Below are 16,380 nucleotides of genomic sequence, written 5' to 3'. Positions count from 1 at the left end.
TCATAAGATATTTTTTAGTATTTTTAAACCTATGTGCTAGGCTTAAAAATTTATTTTGTAAAATTTCCTAAAAAAATTTTGTTAAAAATCTTTTTTGAAGAATAGTAAATCTTGCGATTTTTGAATAAAATTTTGTTGCTTTTTGAATGAATTTCAAAACTTTGAACTATTGATATAAAACTTGAGTTTATCTTTGTTTTTGAAGATTAAATACGCAAGTTCCAACATAATTAAAAACACATAAGCAGGCAATATTAATGGAACAATTTTTGAATACTCTTGAGTCTCTTGATATTTATTAATAGTTTTATAAATACTGATATTCGCAAATGCTCCATAAATAATTGCATTTCTAAATGATTTTTCATATTCAAATAAGTTAGTTGAAATTATTTGATTTTTAATTTGTGGAATTATAAAGTTTCTGTAAATAAATCATTTCGAATTACCCTGAGCTTGCATATTTGAAATTTTTCTTCTATCAATTGAGTTAATTGATTCAGCAAACTGCTTGCACATATGTCTAAATGACGAAATTAAGATTGCTGAAGTTATCGCAACTTGACTTTTCATCAGTGGATTAAACATATAAAATCAAATTACTGCAGGTATGATTTTGATAATTATCAAAATCGTTTTGTTAAATCACACAAGATATGAATTAAATAAGTTCTCTGACAATATAAATGAGTAAGCTATTGCGAAAATAAATGCAAGAGCAACAGCCACATAAGCACACATAAAAATGTATAAATAATCTTTATAAATGTCAGTTTTCACAACATCGCTGAAGTCTCAAATAAATAGCGATTTAAAGAATAGTGAGAATGTTTTTACGTCTACCTTACTATGGAATAAGCCTGTTAAACTTCAAATAAATATCCCAAAGTAAATAGCCAAAATAAATCAGAAAGCATACTTTCTTCAGTTATATTTGAATTTATTTAAGTCTGCTTTTGAATTAATTGTAATGTTAGGTTTAACAAATAAAACTTTATTAAAGAAGAATAATAATCCTTCGTTGATTAATATAAAAAAGAATATAAAGAATAAGGTTATCCCTATATTTTTTTGGTATTTACTTAAATCACCGAAAAAGAACCCTAATCCATTTATTCCAACAATACCTAAAACTGAAACTCATCTTATGTTTGATTCATAAGATAAGAAGAAGTTGACTCAAAATTTATTTTTGAGTACTAATACAATATTTGTATAGAATGACTTTAATTTTGAAGATCCTTTTGCAATATCATTTCAATATTTTTTAGTATCAGCTGCTTCTATTAAATCATTAATGTACTTGTGCAATCATAATCAAGTAAATCAGAAATAAATAGTAAATGCAGCTAAATAAGTGTCAAAGGAAATTCTAAATAACAATAAAAACACAATTACAGGGAAAGCTCTTAGCAATAAGAGAATTATTTTAATAATTAAAGGTATTGATTTGTGTTTATGAATATTCGTTGAAGCAAAAAAACCTGTAAATAAAGCTGCTAGAAAACCTAAAATGCTACCACAAGTTATTGTTTTGACTGTCTGGATAAAGTATTTAAAGTTTAATTCTCATAAGTTTTCAGTTAAGTTTTTGTTATATGGCTCAAATGAAAACATATTTGTGAAATTTTTAGCAGCTCTTTTTCAACCTGGATTCAAGACCGGAGAAAAGAAACCTAAATAATACATTGAGATTATTAATAAAATAAATGCCACTAATATTAATATTCACTTTTTGAAAAGGGACTTATTTTGATATTTTCTTAACTTGGTTTGGTTCATCAAAATAACTTTCTATTTGTTTTTTATCAAATTCATCTTTAATAAATACTTTATCCACTTTTCCACTTTTAAGCGATATTAACTTATCACAGTATTGGACTGCTAAATTTAAATCATGAATTGCGATAATCGTATATCTATCTTTAGAAAACTCTTTTAAAAGTTTCATAACATTATGTGAATTTTGGTTATCTAAATTACTTGTGAGCTCGTCTCCTAGTAAAATTTTTGGTTCATTAATCAAACTGATTAATAATTGAGCTCTTTGTTTTTGACCACTAGATAACTTATTTATTGGTGCAAGGAGCAAGTTAGAAATTTGTAATCTTTCAGCAAGATTTCAAATTTTATCTCTTGTTTCCTTATCAATAAATTTAAAGAACTTATAAATAAAGTTTTTGTAGTGCTTGTAATTAAATTTCAGATTATCAAAAGTTGAGTAATTAACTAAATTTAAACCATCAGGATCAACATACTCGATTTGGTTTTTATATTTTCTTTTTTGGTTTTTCGTTAAATTTTTAATATCTAAATCATCTACAATGACTGAACCGTTTGCTATGGTTTCTAGGTCATAAAAGGATTTAAGGATTGTTGATTTTCCTGCTCCTGATTTTCCGATTAGACCAACTAATTGGCCTTTTGGAATAGTAAAATTAAGATCTTTTAGATCAAAATTTCCATTATCTTTATATTTAATTACTACATCTTTAAACTTTATCATTCTTAAATCTCACTTAATTTATTTCAATATTCTGTTTGTTCATTATCAATTGACTTGTATCCATAGAAGCCATTTTTAGGTCCTCAGATATCTTTATTTTGTTCTGATAATGATTTAAACACTGAGTTAATAGCTTTTTTAGCTTTGTCAGTAACTCTTGAACTATAAACTCCTACATTGTATGGTAATGGGTCTGTTACAGTCAAGAAGTAAATATCTTGTTGTTGACCCCCTTCACCCGGTCTAACTTCTGTATTAACCTTGTATGAAAACTCTTTACTATCTTTATATTTTGTATATGAATAAGAACCTTCATTATCAAAGAAAATGTGAATATTAGCATTAGCTTGTGTTGAAGCTTCAGTTAATTTAGCCTGCTTTATTTTATCTGAGTATGTAACTCTTAATTGATCAAGTGAAACAAATGGTTTGTTTGTTTCTGTATTAAAGTTTTTAGCAAATAATGCTTCTGGTAATAGGTATTTGCTTCCTGATGAACTTTTACCAATACCTATTCCATATGAAACAAATTTTTCTAAATCTTTAGTTTTTCAAGCTTTAATAATTTCATCAGCCATAGTACGAGTTGCAACGATTGCAATTAATCCTCTTTGGTATGGTACTAATTCATTTGAATAAAATCTAGGGTAGTAGCTTTCAGCTCATTCTCCCTTAGGTTCATTTCAACCATTACCTCAGTCTTTTTGTTTGAAGTATATGCTTTCAGCATCTGCAATCTTCATTAAAGATGCACCTGAATCTTTTGAATAAGTTGCATCTTTAATGTCACCTTTAAATTGCTTTGTTAATGTTTGAAGTGCAACTGATAAGTTTTCTGAAATGAATTCATCTTTTTTGCTTAATAATGTTCCTGAATTAATGAAAGCTAAATCAGTTTCACCTTTTAATAATTCATCTTTTGCAACATTATATGAATCATCTTCAACTAACTTAATGTTAAGTTTGATTGATTTATCAATCTTTTGAATTTCTGAATTAAATAAATTATTTAACTCAGTTTTGTAAGTGTCTGCATTTTCAATACCATAAGGTTTGATTAAAGAAAGTGTATAAGTAGTCACTTTTTCATCTTCTCTTGCAGAAGAACATTGACCAGCAACAGCTGGTAACGTTGTTAGGGCAAGTAAACTTGCACCAAATAGTAAGCTTTTTGATTTTATTTTCATAGAAATAAAAAATCCTTTCTTTTGAATGAAAGGACATCGAAAAAGAAAGACTCGCTACGCTGGCATTACCCAGTTCAGCTAATAAGAGTATTTCTCAACCTGCGATTAAAAAATAAAAGCAAGTACCTCTGTCCTTGCTTAATATTTTACTTTAAAAATCAAAATACAAAGTTGTTTTTACAATTTTGTTCCCTCGTCATAACTAAAGGTTAATTCTTCATTATTTTCATCATCATCAGTATTCGAAATTGAGGCTAAATTTTTATTATTAATAAGTTCATTATAGAGAGTTAAGTCTTCCAAAATTGGATTGTCTTTTTTCTCTCTAACACTTACTCCATGCGATGTAAGTAAAGCTTGCGATTCATTAAATACACTTACTAAATCTGGATTAACTAATGAAGTATGAGTCTGAGTTTCTCCTAAATCAATTGAACTTTCTACATTAACTGTTTGAATAACATGAGTTCAGGTTTGAAATTCTTTAAGAGTACAGTAAACATAATGATCTAAATTATCATCAATTGAGAATGAGTTTCTTTTAACAAATGACTCAACATAACTTGAGTTTGTTTGAGAGTTAAGTGATTGAATTTTGCCTTCAATAAGCATTTTAACAAGTGGCGAAACTGTTTTGTTAAATACTTTAGAAACCCTTCCTCACTCAAGAACTTGAGTATCATCAAAGAAGTAAACATAATCACAATTATTTTTGATAAATTGAAGATCATCTGTGATGATAATAATATTCATATTATTTGCATTAGCAAATTTGAAAAGAACTCTATAGAATTCATTTCTAGCTTCAGGAGCAATTGTTTTTATGTCATCAGAGATGAATAAAAACTTGATTTCATCCAATGCAAATTTTGTAATTTTAAGTTTGATTTTATCCAATGTGTCTAGAGTCTTGTATTTATCTAAATACTTGTGGTGTGTAATTGCTGAGTTTTCAAATGTTTCAACAAATTTAAACATTGCACTTAAATCTTTAACAAACTCAAACTTAGGTGCTGTGGTCGTTTTAGAAAAATCAATTAAATCTGATAGCATCTTAGAAACTCAAGTGTTTTTCATTAAAAATTTAATATTAGCAAAACTATTTAATACTTTTGTTAAGTTTTCCGAATTATCATTTTTAAATTCAACAGAAAGTTCAGATGCTGTTTTGTCTAACATTTTTTCAATCTTTTTATAACTTGCATTAAATTCTTGGAGCTTCCTGTCTTTATTTTTAATAAGATTCTTAAACAATCTTTCTTGAGTATTTGTTTCTCACTCTAATTCAGCATTTGCAAGTTGAATCGTTTGACTAAAATCATGAACCATAACTTCATTTTTATAACTTGATATATAGTTAAAACGTTTAGATTGAATAGTTTTAATTATTGCTTTATTGCTACTAATTTGATTTTTAATAAACTCAAAATTACTTTTTGATTTACTAATAAATCTATTGATATTGATATCAAATTCCCTATAAATAAAACTCTTAATCCTACTTACGGTTGTATTTTTATATTTATTTCTGATATCACCAAAGTTTTTATTGATGAAAATATTGACTTCAGACTCAATTTGTGATTTAAGGTGTTCTAAATCTTCTTTCTTCAAGAATCTAAGATTTCAATAATTCTGTTCTCAAAGTTTTAGCTCTTGTTTTTTAATTAAAATATCTTTTATACAATCAAAATATTCAGGACTTTTAAAGACCGCAATTCTTGATTGAATTTCAAAAACATTAATTTGTTTTTTAATTTGTTTAATAGTTGAAAAAATGTATTTCCGAGAATAAGCTTTGAGTTGTTCTTTATATTCTTTGTAAAATGCAATCTCAAACTTTAAGTCTCTAATTTTGAGATCGTTTTCTACTTTTGCAATGCTTGTGCTGTTAATCTTTTCAATAAATTCAAGTTTGTATTCACTTTCTTGAATTTTAGTTTTTTTATCACTTAATGCATTATTTTCAACGTTGTTTAAGACATCTATAAATTCTTTTGAAACTAATTTAAATAAATCAATAAAGATTTTAAATAAGTTTTTATTAAACTCATTTGCAATGAAAAATATGTTTCCTAATTGAACATCTTTGTTTTCTTTATCCTTTTTTAGAAGCGCTCCTTTAGCAGCATCGAAAAAGTGTGATAAGTCACCGTTGAAGTTATCTGAAAGTTCGCTAAAGTGACTAATGAAATCACTTATGTGTCCATATGTTAGGTTTTTTAGTGGGTGAGCAAATTGCTCATAAACTTTTTGTTCTTTTAAAAGCTTATCTTTATTCTTAACAACTGATAAACAACTAAGTCAAATATCTACTAAAGGAATGTTGTTATCATCGTCATCACTAATATCAAGAAGGTCAAAATAGTCACTAATATAATCTAAATCTTTCTTTCTATTTGTGAAATCATTAGTATTATCGTATCTATCTGCTTCATCAATTAATTTATTGTAGTTATATAGGGTTAAAAATGAATTCTTGTCCTTAAGTTCAAAGTTTCTAACTTTTTTATAAGTTAAATTTTTGTTATCTTTAGAAATATAGAAGGCTGTTTTTGAATTAGAATAGATTTTAATTTCAGGAATAGAAATAGAAGAGTAAGGCCATTTATCTTGCTCCTCACTCTTTTTTATAAAGATATTTGAAATTGTTAATTGAAGATCTTTATTTTTCATTAGTATCCTAATTTTGAATTTTTCTTAATCAACTTAATAATGATTGAATATGAATAGTAAATAACAAAAACGTTAAATCAAATCTTAACAGGACTGGAAATAATATGTTGGGTTATTCATAAGAAAATATCTTTTGTTTCTCCATTTCCTAAACTCATATTATCCCCAAGAGATAAAATTGGTATATTAATAAGTTCCAAGAAGGCAGAGAACACTATGATCGGGACAAATATTAAGAAACGCTCAACCCTCATTTTGAATCTTGCGACAATTATGAAAATAAGTAATAACGACATCCCTGTGATCATTAAAGCAAGTAATCCTCAACGATTTGGAATTAAACCTTTTTCAATATATTTATCTGGAACTCAAAAACCTACATAGTAAGTTATTATAATAATTACCAATGATATTAAAAAGACTGCTGCAGTGGTATAAACATTCTTTAAGATGTCTTTTGAATTATCATCTCTAATGAATGCTCTTTTCGAATTAAGTTTAATTAACTTATCTCCAACTTTAATAGCTTTTTCCATAGTAGCTTCATTTTTAGAAAGCTTTCTATATTTTTGAGCTAATAAAGTAATTTTAATTGAAATTCTTTCAAGTCTATATTCCTTACTGAAAGCATATTGTAAAAACGACACAAAGTAAAGTCCAAAAATACCTGAAATAAGACCATTAATAGCTGTTGCTAGAGTGTACATTGGGTTATAACCAACAGGTGGAACAAAAAGTAACGATAATAAATCTGACACAACACCAACAAAAACTCCAATGACAGGTCCAAAAACAAAACCTGTGATTTTTACAGGTAATCCTATAAATGAAAATTTGAATGATGGAATATTAACAATAGGCATTAACTGAGCTGCAACAACGGTAAAGCTAACTGATATAGCAATCAAGATGGCTATAAAAACCATATTCTTAATAGTTCATTTACGTAATAGTCCTCACTCCGATAATGACGACATAAGCTTAGCTGTTACCTTTGTTTTCATATTATTAATTTTATAATAATTCCTATTTATTAAATTATTAATTTAATAAATAAAAAAGACCTATCTAGTAGGTCTAAATGTCTAATATCATTTATTGAAAAATTGAAGTAGCTTGAGTATTTTTGGTTTATTTTGCAATATCTTTAAAGTTCTCTTTTCTTTATAGACTTGTGTTTTATAAATTATAGGTTTTTTGTGTGTGAATGTATTAAAACCAGCTTTACCTCTATACTTACCAATTCCACTTTTACCTCTACCTCCAAATGCTAAACGTCTATTTTGTAGTTGTAAAAGTATGTCGTTTATTACTATTGATCCAGCTTTAATTTCATTAGTTACTTTATTAATTTCATAACTATTTCTCGTGAACAAGTAAGCTGTTAATGGTTCAGATTTTGAATTTACAAATTTAACTGCATCATCTAACTCATTAAAAGTAATAATAGGCAACAATGGTCCAAAAATTTCTTCAGACATAACTTTCTGAGTTGTGTTATCTGATAATTCTAAGATATTTAAATCAAATTGTAATGTTTCTTCATTCCTTTTAGCTTGTGGTGCTAATTTAACTAATCTATCATAATGTTCCTTATTTACAATTCTTGCAATATTCTCATTCATCGCATTTTTTTCTTTAAAAATGGAATGGTATGAATTGTTAATTTCCCGAATTAACTCTTCTTTTTTCTCTTTATGCACTAATACATAATCGGGTGCAATGCATGTTTGACCTGCATTAAGCAATTTTCCTAAAACCAATTTGTTAGCCGCTTCTTCCATATCTGCTGTGTATCCAACAATAAGAGGTGATTTTCCACCCAATTCCAATACACATGGAATTAATAATTCAGCAGCTTTTTTGTAATAAATTTGTCCAACTTTTTCTGAACCTGTAAAGAAAATAAAATCAATCTTATTTTCAGAGTAAATTTGCTCAACTATTTCCTTGTCTCCTTCATAGATTTTAACTTGTGCACTATTGAAAACACTTGTTAAAATCTTTTTGACAACTTGATTCGTGTTAGGACATAATTCAGATAATTTCAATATTACATTATTACCTGCTCCTATTGCATTAATAACAGGAACAAGAGATAAATTGAATGGATAATTTCAAGGACATACAATTAGAACATTCCCGTATGGTTCACTTTTTATGTATGTCTTGCTGTAAAAAGTCTGAATTGAGTTTGTTACTCTTTTATTTTTTCATCATCTTTTTAGCTTTCTAATATATAAATTAAGTTCATTTAAAACTTGACCTACTTCAGTAGCTTCAGCTTCTAAGGGATTTTTATTTAAATCTTTTTTGAGAGCCTCATAAATTAGTTCTCTGTTGTTTAATATTTCTTCTTTAAGCTTTTTTAAATTTGATTTTATTTCCTTAATTTCGTGTTTATACATAACTATTATTTTACTTTATTTTATGATCATAATAAACACCTTTTACATAGTGTACAAGATGTAAAAAATTAAAAAGTCACTTCAGTAAAGTGGTTGAACTAAATTAGAAAAGCAAATATTTTTCATTTTGTTTATTTAGAAAATAATCTTACTAATTAAATATCATAATTTGTGATAATTACTTCTTAAACTATACCTCTACGATCTGATTTTGAGTTGATACCTCTTTTCGCATCGATCACATGAATATTAAAACCATCATAGTGACCATATTGTGTTTTAATTCTCATATTTAAATGAAATAAAAAAATCACACATTTTGTTGCGTGATGACTTATTCGACTATTTTATATTAAAACAATATTTTAATGGTGCGCGAAGAGGGACTCGAACCCTCATACCGTAAGGCACTAGAGCCTAAATCTAGCGTGTCTGCCAATTTCACCATTCGCGCGCATATTTTTATTGCTGAAAGGCATAAAAAAAGCACCATGCTTGGTGCCGTCTATAGGACTCGAACCTACGACCTACTGATTACAAGTCAGTTGCTCTACCAACTGAGCTAAGACGGCAATGGTGGAAGATAAGGGACTCGAACCCATGACATTCGCCTTGTAAGGGCGACGCTCTCCCAGCTGAGCTAATCTTCCAAAAATGGCAGTCTGTACGGGGATCGAACCCGTGTATGCATGGATGAAAACCATGTGTGTTAACCGCTTCACCAACAGACCATAAATGGCGCCGATTATTGGGATTGAACCAACGACCAACTGGTTAACAGCCAGCTGCTCTACCGCTGAGCTAAATCGGCATTTTGATTTGCTAATATATTATACATAAAAATTATTTTTTCAAAATTATTTTTATATTTTTTATTTCGGTATTTATTTGGTTCGAAACTATTATAACACATTTTAATAAAGCAAATAAAAATTATTAAAAATCCAAGACATGCATCTTGGATTTTTAATTATTTATACGCCTCTTTAAGTTCATTAAATATTTGAATTAATTTATTTTTATTGTTTATATCCCACTGTGTGTGCCCGGCTTGTTCTATGAAATACAAGTTGCAATTGTCTAATTCTTTAGATAGTAAATAGGCACCAATAGGTCTTGTATCAATATCATTTCTTCCGTGAACTATATCTGTTGGAATGTGTTTTATTTTGTGTGCATTCTCTAATATATAGTTATCCGATGGTAAAAATGATTTATTTACAAAATAATGTGATTCCATTAGTGAAATTTGATAATCATCTTCATCAGTTGATTCAAATAATTTAGGATTTATGGAAACAATTGATTCTTCTCATTTTGCAAAAGCCCTACCTGCTTTATATTTTTTTTCTAAATCATCACTAGTTAATAGCGAATAGTATTTTTCTAAAATGCTATTTCCATTTACATTTTGTACATAGGAAGCAAATTCATTATGTTTTTCTGGATAGAAAAATGAAGCACCTTTTTCATAAAGAAAATCAACATCTTCTTGTCTAGCTAAGAAAATTCCACGTAAAACCAAATGTAATATATCTTCCGGATATTTAATTGCATAAGATAGAGATAAAGTTGTTCCTCAACTGCCACCGAATAGCACTATTTTATCTATGTTTAAGTGCTCTTTGAGTTTTCTTATATCTTCAACTAATTGATTAGTATTATTTTTCCGAAGTTCAAATCTAGGTTTTGATTTACCACAACCTCTTTGATCGAACATAATAACTTTATAGAAATTTAGATCAAAGAATTCAAGTGATTTAAGTGAACTTTGACCACCTGGTCCACCATGTATTATAAAAACAGGTAATCCATCTGGATTACCGCTAACACTGAAATAAATTTGATGGATAGAATCTACTTGCAAATATCCATCATGATTTATTTGTGAATTATTGTTATTATTGTTCATTTGGTCTTGAAAATACATAGTGACCATTTTCAGTAACTAGAACATCATCTTCGATTCTAGCTCCACCTAAACCTTCAATGTAAATTCCAGGTTCAACTGTAATAATCATTCCAGGTTCTAAAACAGTTTGTGAATGAGGCGAAACTGATGGTCATTCGTGAACATCAATTCCTAATCCGTGTCCTGTTGAATGTAAGAAGTAATCTGCATATCCTTTTGAAGCAATGTAATCTCTACATACTTTATCAACTTCACAAGCTTTAATACCAGGTCTTACAGCTTTTCTACCTGCTGCAGCAGCTTCTTTAACAATGTTTAAGATTTCAAGTGCTTTAGGATTTTTAACTTTATCTTCTCCTCCTAAAACTCATGTTCTTGTAATGTCTGCTGTATATCCCTTATATTTAGCACCGAAGTCAACTTTAAGTAATTCACCTTCCTCTAGAAGTTTATCAGTTGTATGGTGGTGTGGTTCGGCTGACGATGAAGCTGTTGCAACTATTTCATCAAATCCTTCTTTATCTCCACCGTGTTTCTTAAGTAAATAATTTAAATAAGCTCCAGCTTCTTTTTCAGAAATACCTGGTTTAACTCATTGTTTAAATTCTTCAAGTGCTGATAGAGAAATATCAATTACTTTTTGCATTAATTTAAGTTCTTCAGCTGATTTAACAATTCTTAAATCTTGAGCATCAACTCATGAAATTTCTTCAGGTTGCACCATTGATACAATTCTGTCTTGAACTTCTTTTGTTAAGTAGTTTTTTTCCAACACAATTTTCTTGAAGTTTCTTTTATCAAATCACTCTTTCATTGAGTTTCCTTTGATTAAAACAATATCAACGTTTTTAGCGTGCTTTGTTGCGTATTCAATGTATCTTCCATCAACAAATAATGTTGCTTTATCTTTTTCAATCGCAATATATCCATCTGATGTTTGAACGTGTGCATATCATAATCTTGTTTGAGGCGCTTCTGAAATTAAAACTTCAGCTCCTGTTTGTTCAAACATTTGATCTAGTCTTCTTCTATCCATAGTTTCCTCCTAATGATTGTTAATGATTTAATAATTATAAAACTTTTACGCATTTTAAATAAAAATCTAGCATCTGCTAGATTGGAAATTATTATAGAGAAAAATGTGACTATTTCTTTTCTCTGTGTGTTTTGTGAGCGTTACATTTTGCGCAAAATTTAAGTAACTCAATTTTTTCAGGGTGTGTTTTTTTGTTTTTCTTTGAAATGTAGTTTTCCATTTTACATTCAACACACACTAATGTGAAACCTTCTCTAGCCATTTTTTCTCCTTTACATTGAATGAAAATTAATATTTATAAATATTTTTATATATTATAAACTATAACTGAAAAATACAAAAAGTATTTAAGTCCAATAATTAAGTGTTATTTATTAACTTTAAATTATTACTTTTCTAATAATCAAGCAATTTCTTCTTTATAAATTGGTCCAGTTTCTGGAACTGGTGTTTCAAGGATAATTGGGATATTATCAAAATCAGGATCATGAACAAATTGTTTTAATGTTTCATATCCAATTGCTCCTTTGCCAATATTTGCGTGCCTATCTTTATGCGAAGCAATTTCATGTTTCGAATCATTTAAATGGATAACCTTAACTCTCTTGAGTAAATCTCATTTGAGCAATTCTTTTTTAAATTCTTCATATTCTTGAAGATCATAACCTGCATCTCACATATGACAAGTATCTAAACAAACTTGAACTCTATCTGAGTTAACTCATTTAAGAACATAAGCAATTTGTTCAAAATCAACACCAATTTCAGTACCTTTTCCAGACATTGTTTCAATACAAATAACAACATTATTTGTATTTTTAATTATTTCATTTAAAGTGTCAATTAATGTGTCTAGCGCTTCTTCAGTTGGGTGTCCAACTGCTGCGCCAGGGTGTAGAACTAAATATTTGAATCCTGCTTTTTCCATTCTTTGAACTTCTTGAATTAAGAAATCTTTAGCAAAAGTTGATTTTTCTGGATTGGCAGGATTAACAATATATGGTGCATGAACAATAATATCTTCTTTAGGGATAATTGAAGAAAACTCTTCTTCATATTTTTCTAAATTGTATTTAGATACATCAACCCTGTTTGTGTTTTGGGGTGCTCCTAAATAAATCATAAAAGTATTAGCGCCATAACTGATAGCTTCCTGACCTGATGCATATAAATAATTTGGGGCTTTAAATCCAATGTGTGATCCTAATTTAATCATTTTGTTCCTTCCGAGTTTCTTGTGTATTTTGTGAGTTTTCTACTGAAGTTGTTGCAGGTTCATCAGATTCTGATTGATTTGTTTGATTATCAGCATCATCTGATTTTTTTCTAAATCCAAATCTTGATTTTTTGTTACCTGTAGTTGAAATATGTTTTTGCATTTCTACTAAAAATGCCCCGGCAATAAGACCTGATGGAATAGCAATAATTGCAACAGACATTAATGATAAGAATGAAATAATTCCTCTTGTTATAGATGCATGAGGTGTAAAATCACCATAACCAATTGTTGTTAGTGTAATTGTTACATAGTATAAAGATGAACCAAATGTAGTTACGTAACCTGATTCTAGACCTAAAAATCCATCCATATAACCAATAATATTGTCATTTGGTAAATCTGCATAACTTACTGATGATAAATAATCAAATATAACCACAGCTTTATCATGAGATGTTGTTGCATCTTGTATTCTTTGAATGTATTCTTGATTATTAATTTCTTTGAAATACTCTAAATTAAATGTTTGATCTCATTTGTGATCAATGATGTATTGAATTTGAGATTGTTTTAAGTGGTTTTTTTCATTGTTTCAAATTAATAAAGCGAATAAGAAAATTAAAATAAGGATTAATATAAAAATGTAAGTTAATATCTGTCTTTGTTTTTTAAACACATTAATAATAATTTGGAATGGTGCAAATAATGTTAAAACAAAGAAGAAACGGATAATTTTAAATACGTTAAATGATTTAAATAAATGGAAAACTTTTGCTGTTTCATTTTTGTTATATGCAATTTCCTCTGATGTAGGCATAAGAAAACTGATTGCATAGAGTGAAGCTAAAATACAGAATAAAATACAAATTCCATTGAATGAAAAAATATACTTAAGTACGATTTTTCAGACTTTAGTCTTTCCATCTGTATATAAATACTTGTAAGTAATAAAATGTAGAAAGTAATCTACTATAAATATAAAGAATGTGACGACTTGGACAACAACTAAAAAACGATCAAAATGAGCTTTATTAGGTCCTTCTTTCACTGTAATCAGTGAAAAGAAAGAAACTAAACAAGCAAATGTTATTATAGCTGCATAAATGTATGAAAAAAGTTTAATTCTCTTAGAATATGGAGATAAATTATTATCATAATTTGAGTTAGATCAAATAATATGAGCCAGTCCTTTTCACGTATTTTTACTTAAATTTCTTATCTTAAACATAATTTAATATTTTATATAGTTTTTTACAAATTTAAACATATTAGTTAGCCGGATATTTAAACATACAAGTAACTTTTTTTAAGTTTTCACGAATGTGAAAAAAATAAAATATTTTCTTATTAAAAAGTGATACATAATCTTGATAAGGTATATAAGCAGGGTATATTAAATAAATCGAAAATAATATTTTTTAGAAAGGTTATCTTATGTTTAAAAAATGAATTAAAAAAAATATTTTTTCCTATATTATGGTTTCCACAATAGCAACAGCATCTGTTGGTGGTGTATCAGCAATCGCAGCAACTGCAATACCGTTAAAAACAAAAGTTAAAAAAAATTGATTATAATGCATTTTTAAGTAGCGAAGATACTTGACTATCAACCAATGACACAGGCGAAGAATATTTGCATGCAAATAACTCTGGAACAATTACTGGATTTGGAAAAATAAATTACACCGCTCTTGTTGAGACTACGAAAAATATACAACACCTAACTATACCAATACATGATGATAAATATAAAACTTATGTTTTTCCAAGCGATTCTAAATCAGTTACTATTAATTTAGTAAATCCTGCAAAAAATTATGATTATAGTAAGCACAATAGATTTCCACAGTTTTTAAAAAGAAATGATAATCAATCAGGAATCCTTCTTGCATTTGACATTTCAAAAACAAAAATTACTCATAATCTTAAAGTATCTCTTGAATGACCAGCCGTGGACTATGGTTGTGGATTAAATAGAGATGAATTAAATCAATTTGTTAAAGAAACTGGAATGGATATTGAGGATATTAGATTGTTCTTAACTGATTTCTTTGATATGAAAGTTCTATTAAGTGAAAATGAACAATATAATAATCAGTGAGTCTCAAATCACGAGTGAAATACAAGTAAAGGAATTGACACGAATATCGAAACAGTCAAAATACCTGATCATATAGTTGCTAATAATAAAAAGTTTTATGTACAACTAATTGGAAAACTTAAAACACCTCATAAAGCGTTAGAAAAATATAAATATGAAAAAGGTTTATGAATAGCATTATACTTAATGAAAATAAGGGTAGTTATAGCAGGAGAGAATGACAAGGCAAACACAGAGTATTTAGATGATGAATATGAATATGAATATGATGAAGAAGAGGAGGAGGAGGATAGATAATATTAATTAGCTAAATATGAAATAAAAAAATAGTGAACAAGCAAATTAAACTGTTCACTATTTTTACAATTTTATTTTTTGATATTGATCTATCTTTTTGATTTATCATATGGGATACCAGCAGCAGCTGGACCTGATGATGATTTTGATATAAATATCATAACAAATAGAGTAATCACATATGGTACTGCTTTAACTAATTCTGAATATTTCTCTGCTTTAATATAACTTACACCAAATGATGATACTGAAATCATAATTGAAAATAGAAGTGATATAACTACAGCGATTGATATTCTTCATCTTGACACAATCATAATAGCCAATGCTAAGAATCCTAAACCTTCAACATCTTTTGTAATTGAGAAAGGTCCTTGGAAACTTTGAGCATAAAATGTTCCAGCTAAACCTGCAACCATTCCAGCTAAAATAACTGCTTGTCATTTAATTTTATTAACATTGATACCAGCAACATCAGCTGCTTGTGGGTTTTCACCAATTGCTCTAAATCTTAAACCTCATTTAGTTTTTCTTAAGGCAAATCAAGAAGCAAATGCGATGATTAGAGTTGCGAATGTTTTGAATGATACTATATTTTGATACTCACCTAAAGATGAACTTAAAGCTAACTCAGATCTACCATAATAAGTTGCAGTTTGTCCTTCTTTTTGTATATCAAGAATAAATAACATTAAAATACATGCAATACCTGTTGCTAATAATCCCATAGCAAACCCTGAAATTGTTTGGTCTGATTTTAATTTAATTGTAGCTAAACCAAATAATAATGCAAATAATGCTGATGCACCTACAGATAATAATGTTAAAGGAATTTGTCAAAGCATTGATGTTTGCTCTTTGTGGAAAATAAAATCTGTTAATATAACACTAAACATAACATACATTATGGCCCCAAATATCATGAAACCATTAATTGCAATGTTGACGATCCCTGCTCTTTCTGAGAAAATTCCTGAAATAGAACCTAATAAAAGAATGCAAAAGAAGAATACTGCATATGAAACAATTAATTCCATA

13 protein-coding genes, 5 tRNA genes and 1 riboswitch are annotated in these 16,380 nt (G+C 28.0%); of the genes, 1 reads left to right on the top strand and 17 read right to left on the bottom strand.

All coding sequences use genetic code 4. The features are described from left to right. Nucleotides 1–81: 81 nt before the first annotated feature. The 16 genes from VBN07_RS00140 to VBN07_RS00065 all read right to left on the bottom strand — a co-directional run bounded on the left by VBN07_RS00140 (nucleotide 82) and on the right by VBN07_RS00065 (nucleotide 14,172). Nucleotides 82–1,689, bottom strand: coding sequence for a hypothetical protein (locus tag VBN07_RS00140; protein WP_323177326.1), 1,608 nt, complete (start codon nucleotides 1,687–1,689; stop codon nucleotides 82–84). Between the two features lie 58 nt (nucleotides 1,690–1,747). After that, nucleotides 1,748–2,506: an ATP-binding cassette domain-containing protein gene (locus VBN07_RS00135; protein WP_323177325.1), complete on the bottom strand. Its 759-nt coding sequence runs from the start codon at nucleotides 2,504–2,506 to the stop codon at nucleotides 1,748–1,750. A gap of 2 nt (nucleotides 2,507–2,508) precedes the next feature. Continuing rightward, nucleotides 2,509–3,693 carry an ABC transporter thiamine pyrophosphate-binding lipoprotein p37/Cypl gene (gene cypl / locus VBN07_RS00130; RefSeq protein WP_323177324.1) on the bottom strand — a complete coding sequence of 395 codons (1,185 nt, stop codon included), beginning with the start codon at nucleotides 3,691–3,693 and terminating at the stop codon, nucleotides 2,509–2,511. A 34-nt stretch (nucleotides 3,694–3,727) separates the two neighbouring features. Further along, nucleotides 3,728–3,833, bottom strand: a riboswitch (TPP riboswitch). Between the two features lie 37 nt (nucleotides 3,834–3,870). Beyond that, complete coding sequence (locus VBN07_RS00125; RefSeq protein ID WP_323177323.1) at nucleotides 3,871–6,369, bottom strand: MAG1360 family OppF-related protein; 2,499 nt, start codon at nucleotides 6,367–6,369, stop codon at nucleotides 3,871–3,873. After that, on the bottom strand, nucleotides 6,369–7,346 hold the full coding sequence (locus tag VBN07_RS00120) for an ECF transporter S component (protein ID WP_323177322.1): 978 nt from the start codon (nucleotides 7,344–7,346) through the stop codon (nucleotides 6,369–6,371). The genes VBN07_RS00125 and VBN07_RS00120 overlap by 1 nt, the downstream gene beginning before the upstream one ends. A 108-nt stretch (nucleotides 7,347–7,454) precedes the next feature. Continuing rightward, a complete protein-coding gene (locus tag VBN07_RS00115; protein ID WP_323177321.1) occupies nucleotides 7,455–8,777 on the bottom strand; it encodes an aldehyde dehydrogenase family protein in 1,323 nt (440 codons plus the stop codon). Nucleotides 8,778–9,146: 369 nt separating this feature from the next. Beyond that, nucleotides 9,147–9,231: transfer RNA gene (locus tag VBN07_RS00110), tRNA-Leu, on the bottom strand. A gap of 42 nt (nucleotides 9,232–9,273) precedes the next feature. Then, nucleotides 9,274–9,349: transfer RNA gene (locus tag VBN07_RS00105), tRNA-Thr, on the bottom strand. A gap of 2 nt (nucleotides 9,350–9,351) precedes the next feature. Then, nucleotides 9,352–9,427 (bottom strand) — tRNA-Val (locus VBN07_RS00100). 5 nt (nucleotides 9,428–9,432) lie between these two features. Next, a tRNA-Glu gene (locus tag VBN07_RS00095) sits at nucleotides 9,433–9,508 on the bottom strand. A gap of 5 nt (nucleotides 9,509–9,513) precedes the next feature. Beyond that, nucleotides 9,514–9,588: transfer RNA gene (locus tag VBN07_RS00090), tRNA-Asn, on the bottom strand. 159 nt (nucleotides 9,589–9,747) lie between these two features. Further along, a complete protein-coding gene (gene pip / locus VBN07_RS00085) occupies nucleotides 9,748–10,689 on the bottom strand; it encodes a prolyl aminopeptidase (protein ID WP_323177320.1) in 942 nt (313 codons plus the stop codon). Beyond that, a complete protein-coding gene (locus VBN07_RS00080) occupies nucleotides 10,679–11,725 on the bottom strand; it encodes a M24 family metallopeptidase (protein WP_257088957.1) in 1,047 nt (348 codons plus the stop codon). Before VBN07_RS00080 ends, pip begins: the two co-directional genes overlap by 11 nt. Before the next feature lie 109 nt (nucleotides 11,726–11,834). Next, on the bottom strand, nucleotides 11,835–11,987 hold the full coding sequence (rpmG, locus tag VBN07_RS00075; RefSeq protein ID WP_257088959.1) for a 50S ribosomal protein L33: 153 nt from the start codon (nucleotides 11,985–11,987) through the stop codon (nucleotides 11,835–11,837). Between the two features lie 126 nt (nucleotides 11,988–12,113). Beyond that, complete coding sequence (locus tag VBN07_RS00070; protein ID WP_323177319.1) at nucleotides 12,114–12,941, bottom strand: deoxyribonuclease IV; 828 nt, start codon at nucleotides 12,939–12,941, stop codon at nucleotides 12,114–12,116. Continuing rightward, nucleotides 12,934–14,172 carry a potassium channel family protein gene (locus VBN07_RS00065; RefSeq protein WP_323177318.1) on the bottom strand — a complete coding sequence of 413 codons (1,239 nt, stop codon included), beginning with the start codon at nucleotides 14,170–14,172 and terminating at the stop codon, nucleotides 12,934–12,936. Before VBN07_RS00065 ends, VBN07_RS00070 begins: the two co-directional genes overlap by 8 nt. 405 nt (nucleotides 14,173–14,577) lie before the next feature. Here VBN07_RS00065 and VBN07_RS00060 point away from each other — a divergent pair, with 405 nt between their 5' ends. Then, nucleotides 14,578–15,342 (top strand): hypothetical protein, encoded by a 765-nt coding sequence (locus VBN07_RS00060; protein WP_323177317.1) that lies wholly within the window; start codon nucleotides 14,578–14,580, stop codon nucleotides 15,340–15,342. A gap of 89 nt (nucleotides 15,343–15,431) precedes the next feature. Here the strand turns inward: VBN07_RS00060 and VBN07_RS00055 are convergent, their stop codons facing one another. Next, complete coding sequence (locus VBN07_RS00055) at nucleotides 15,432–16,379, bottom strand: ABC transporter permease (RefSeq protein ID WP_323177316.1); 948 nt, start codon at nucleotides 16,377–16,379, stop codon at nucleotides 15,432–15,434. Nucleotide 16,380 lies beyond the last annotated feature (1 nt).

Source organism: Mycoplasma sp. 4404 (assembly GCF_034863325.1).
GTDB lineage: Bacteria > Bacillota_I > Bacilli_A > Mycoplasmatales > Metamycoplasmataceae > Mycoplasmopsis.
Note: the sequence above shows the minus strand (reverse complement) of the source record. Positions and strands in the feature narration are given on the sequence as shown.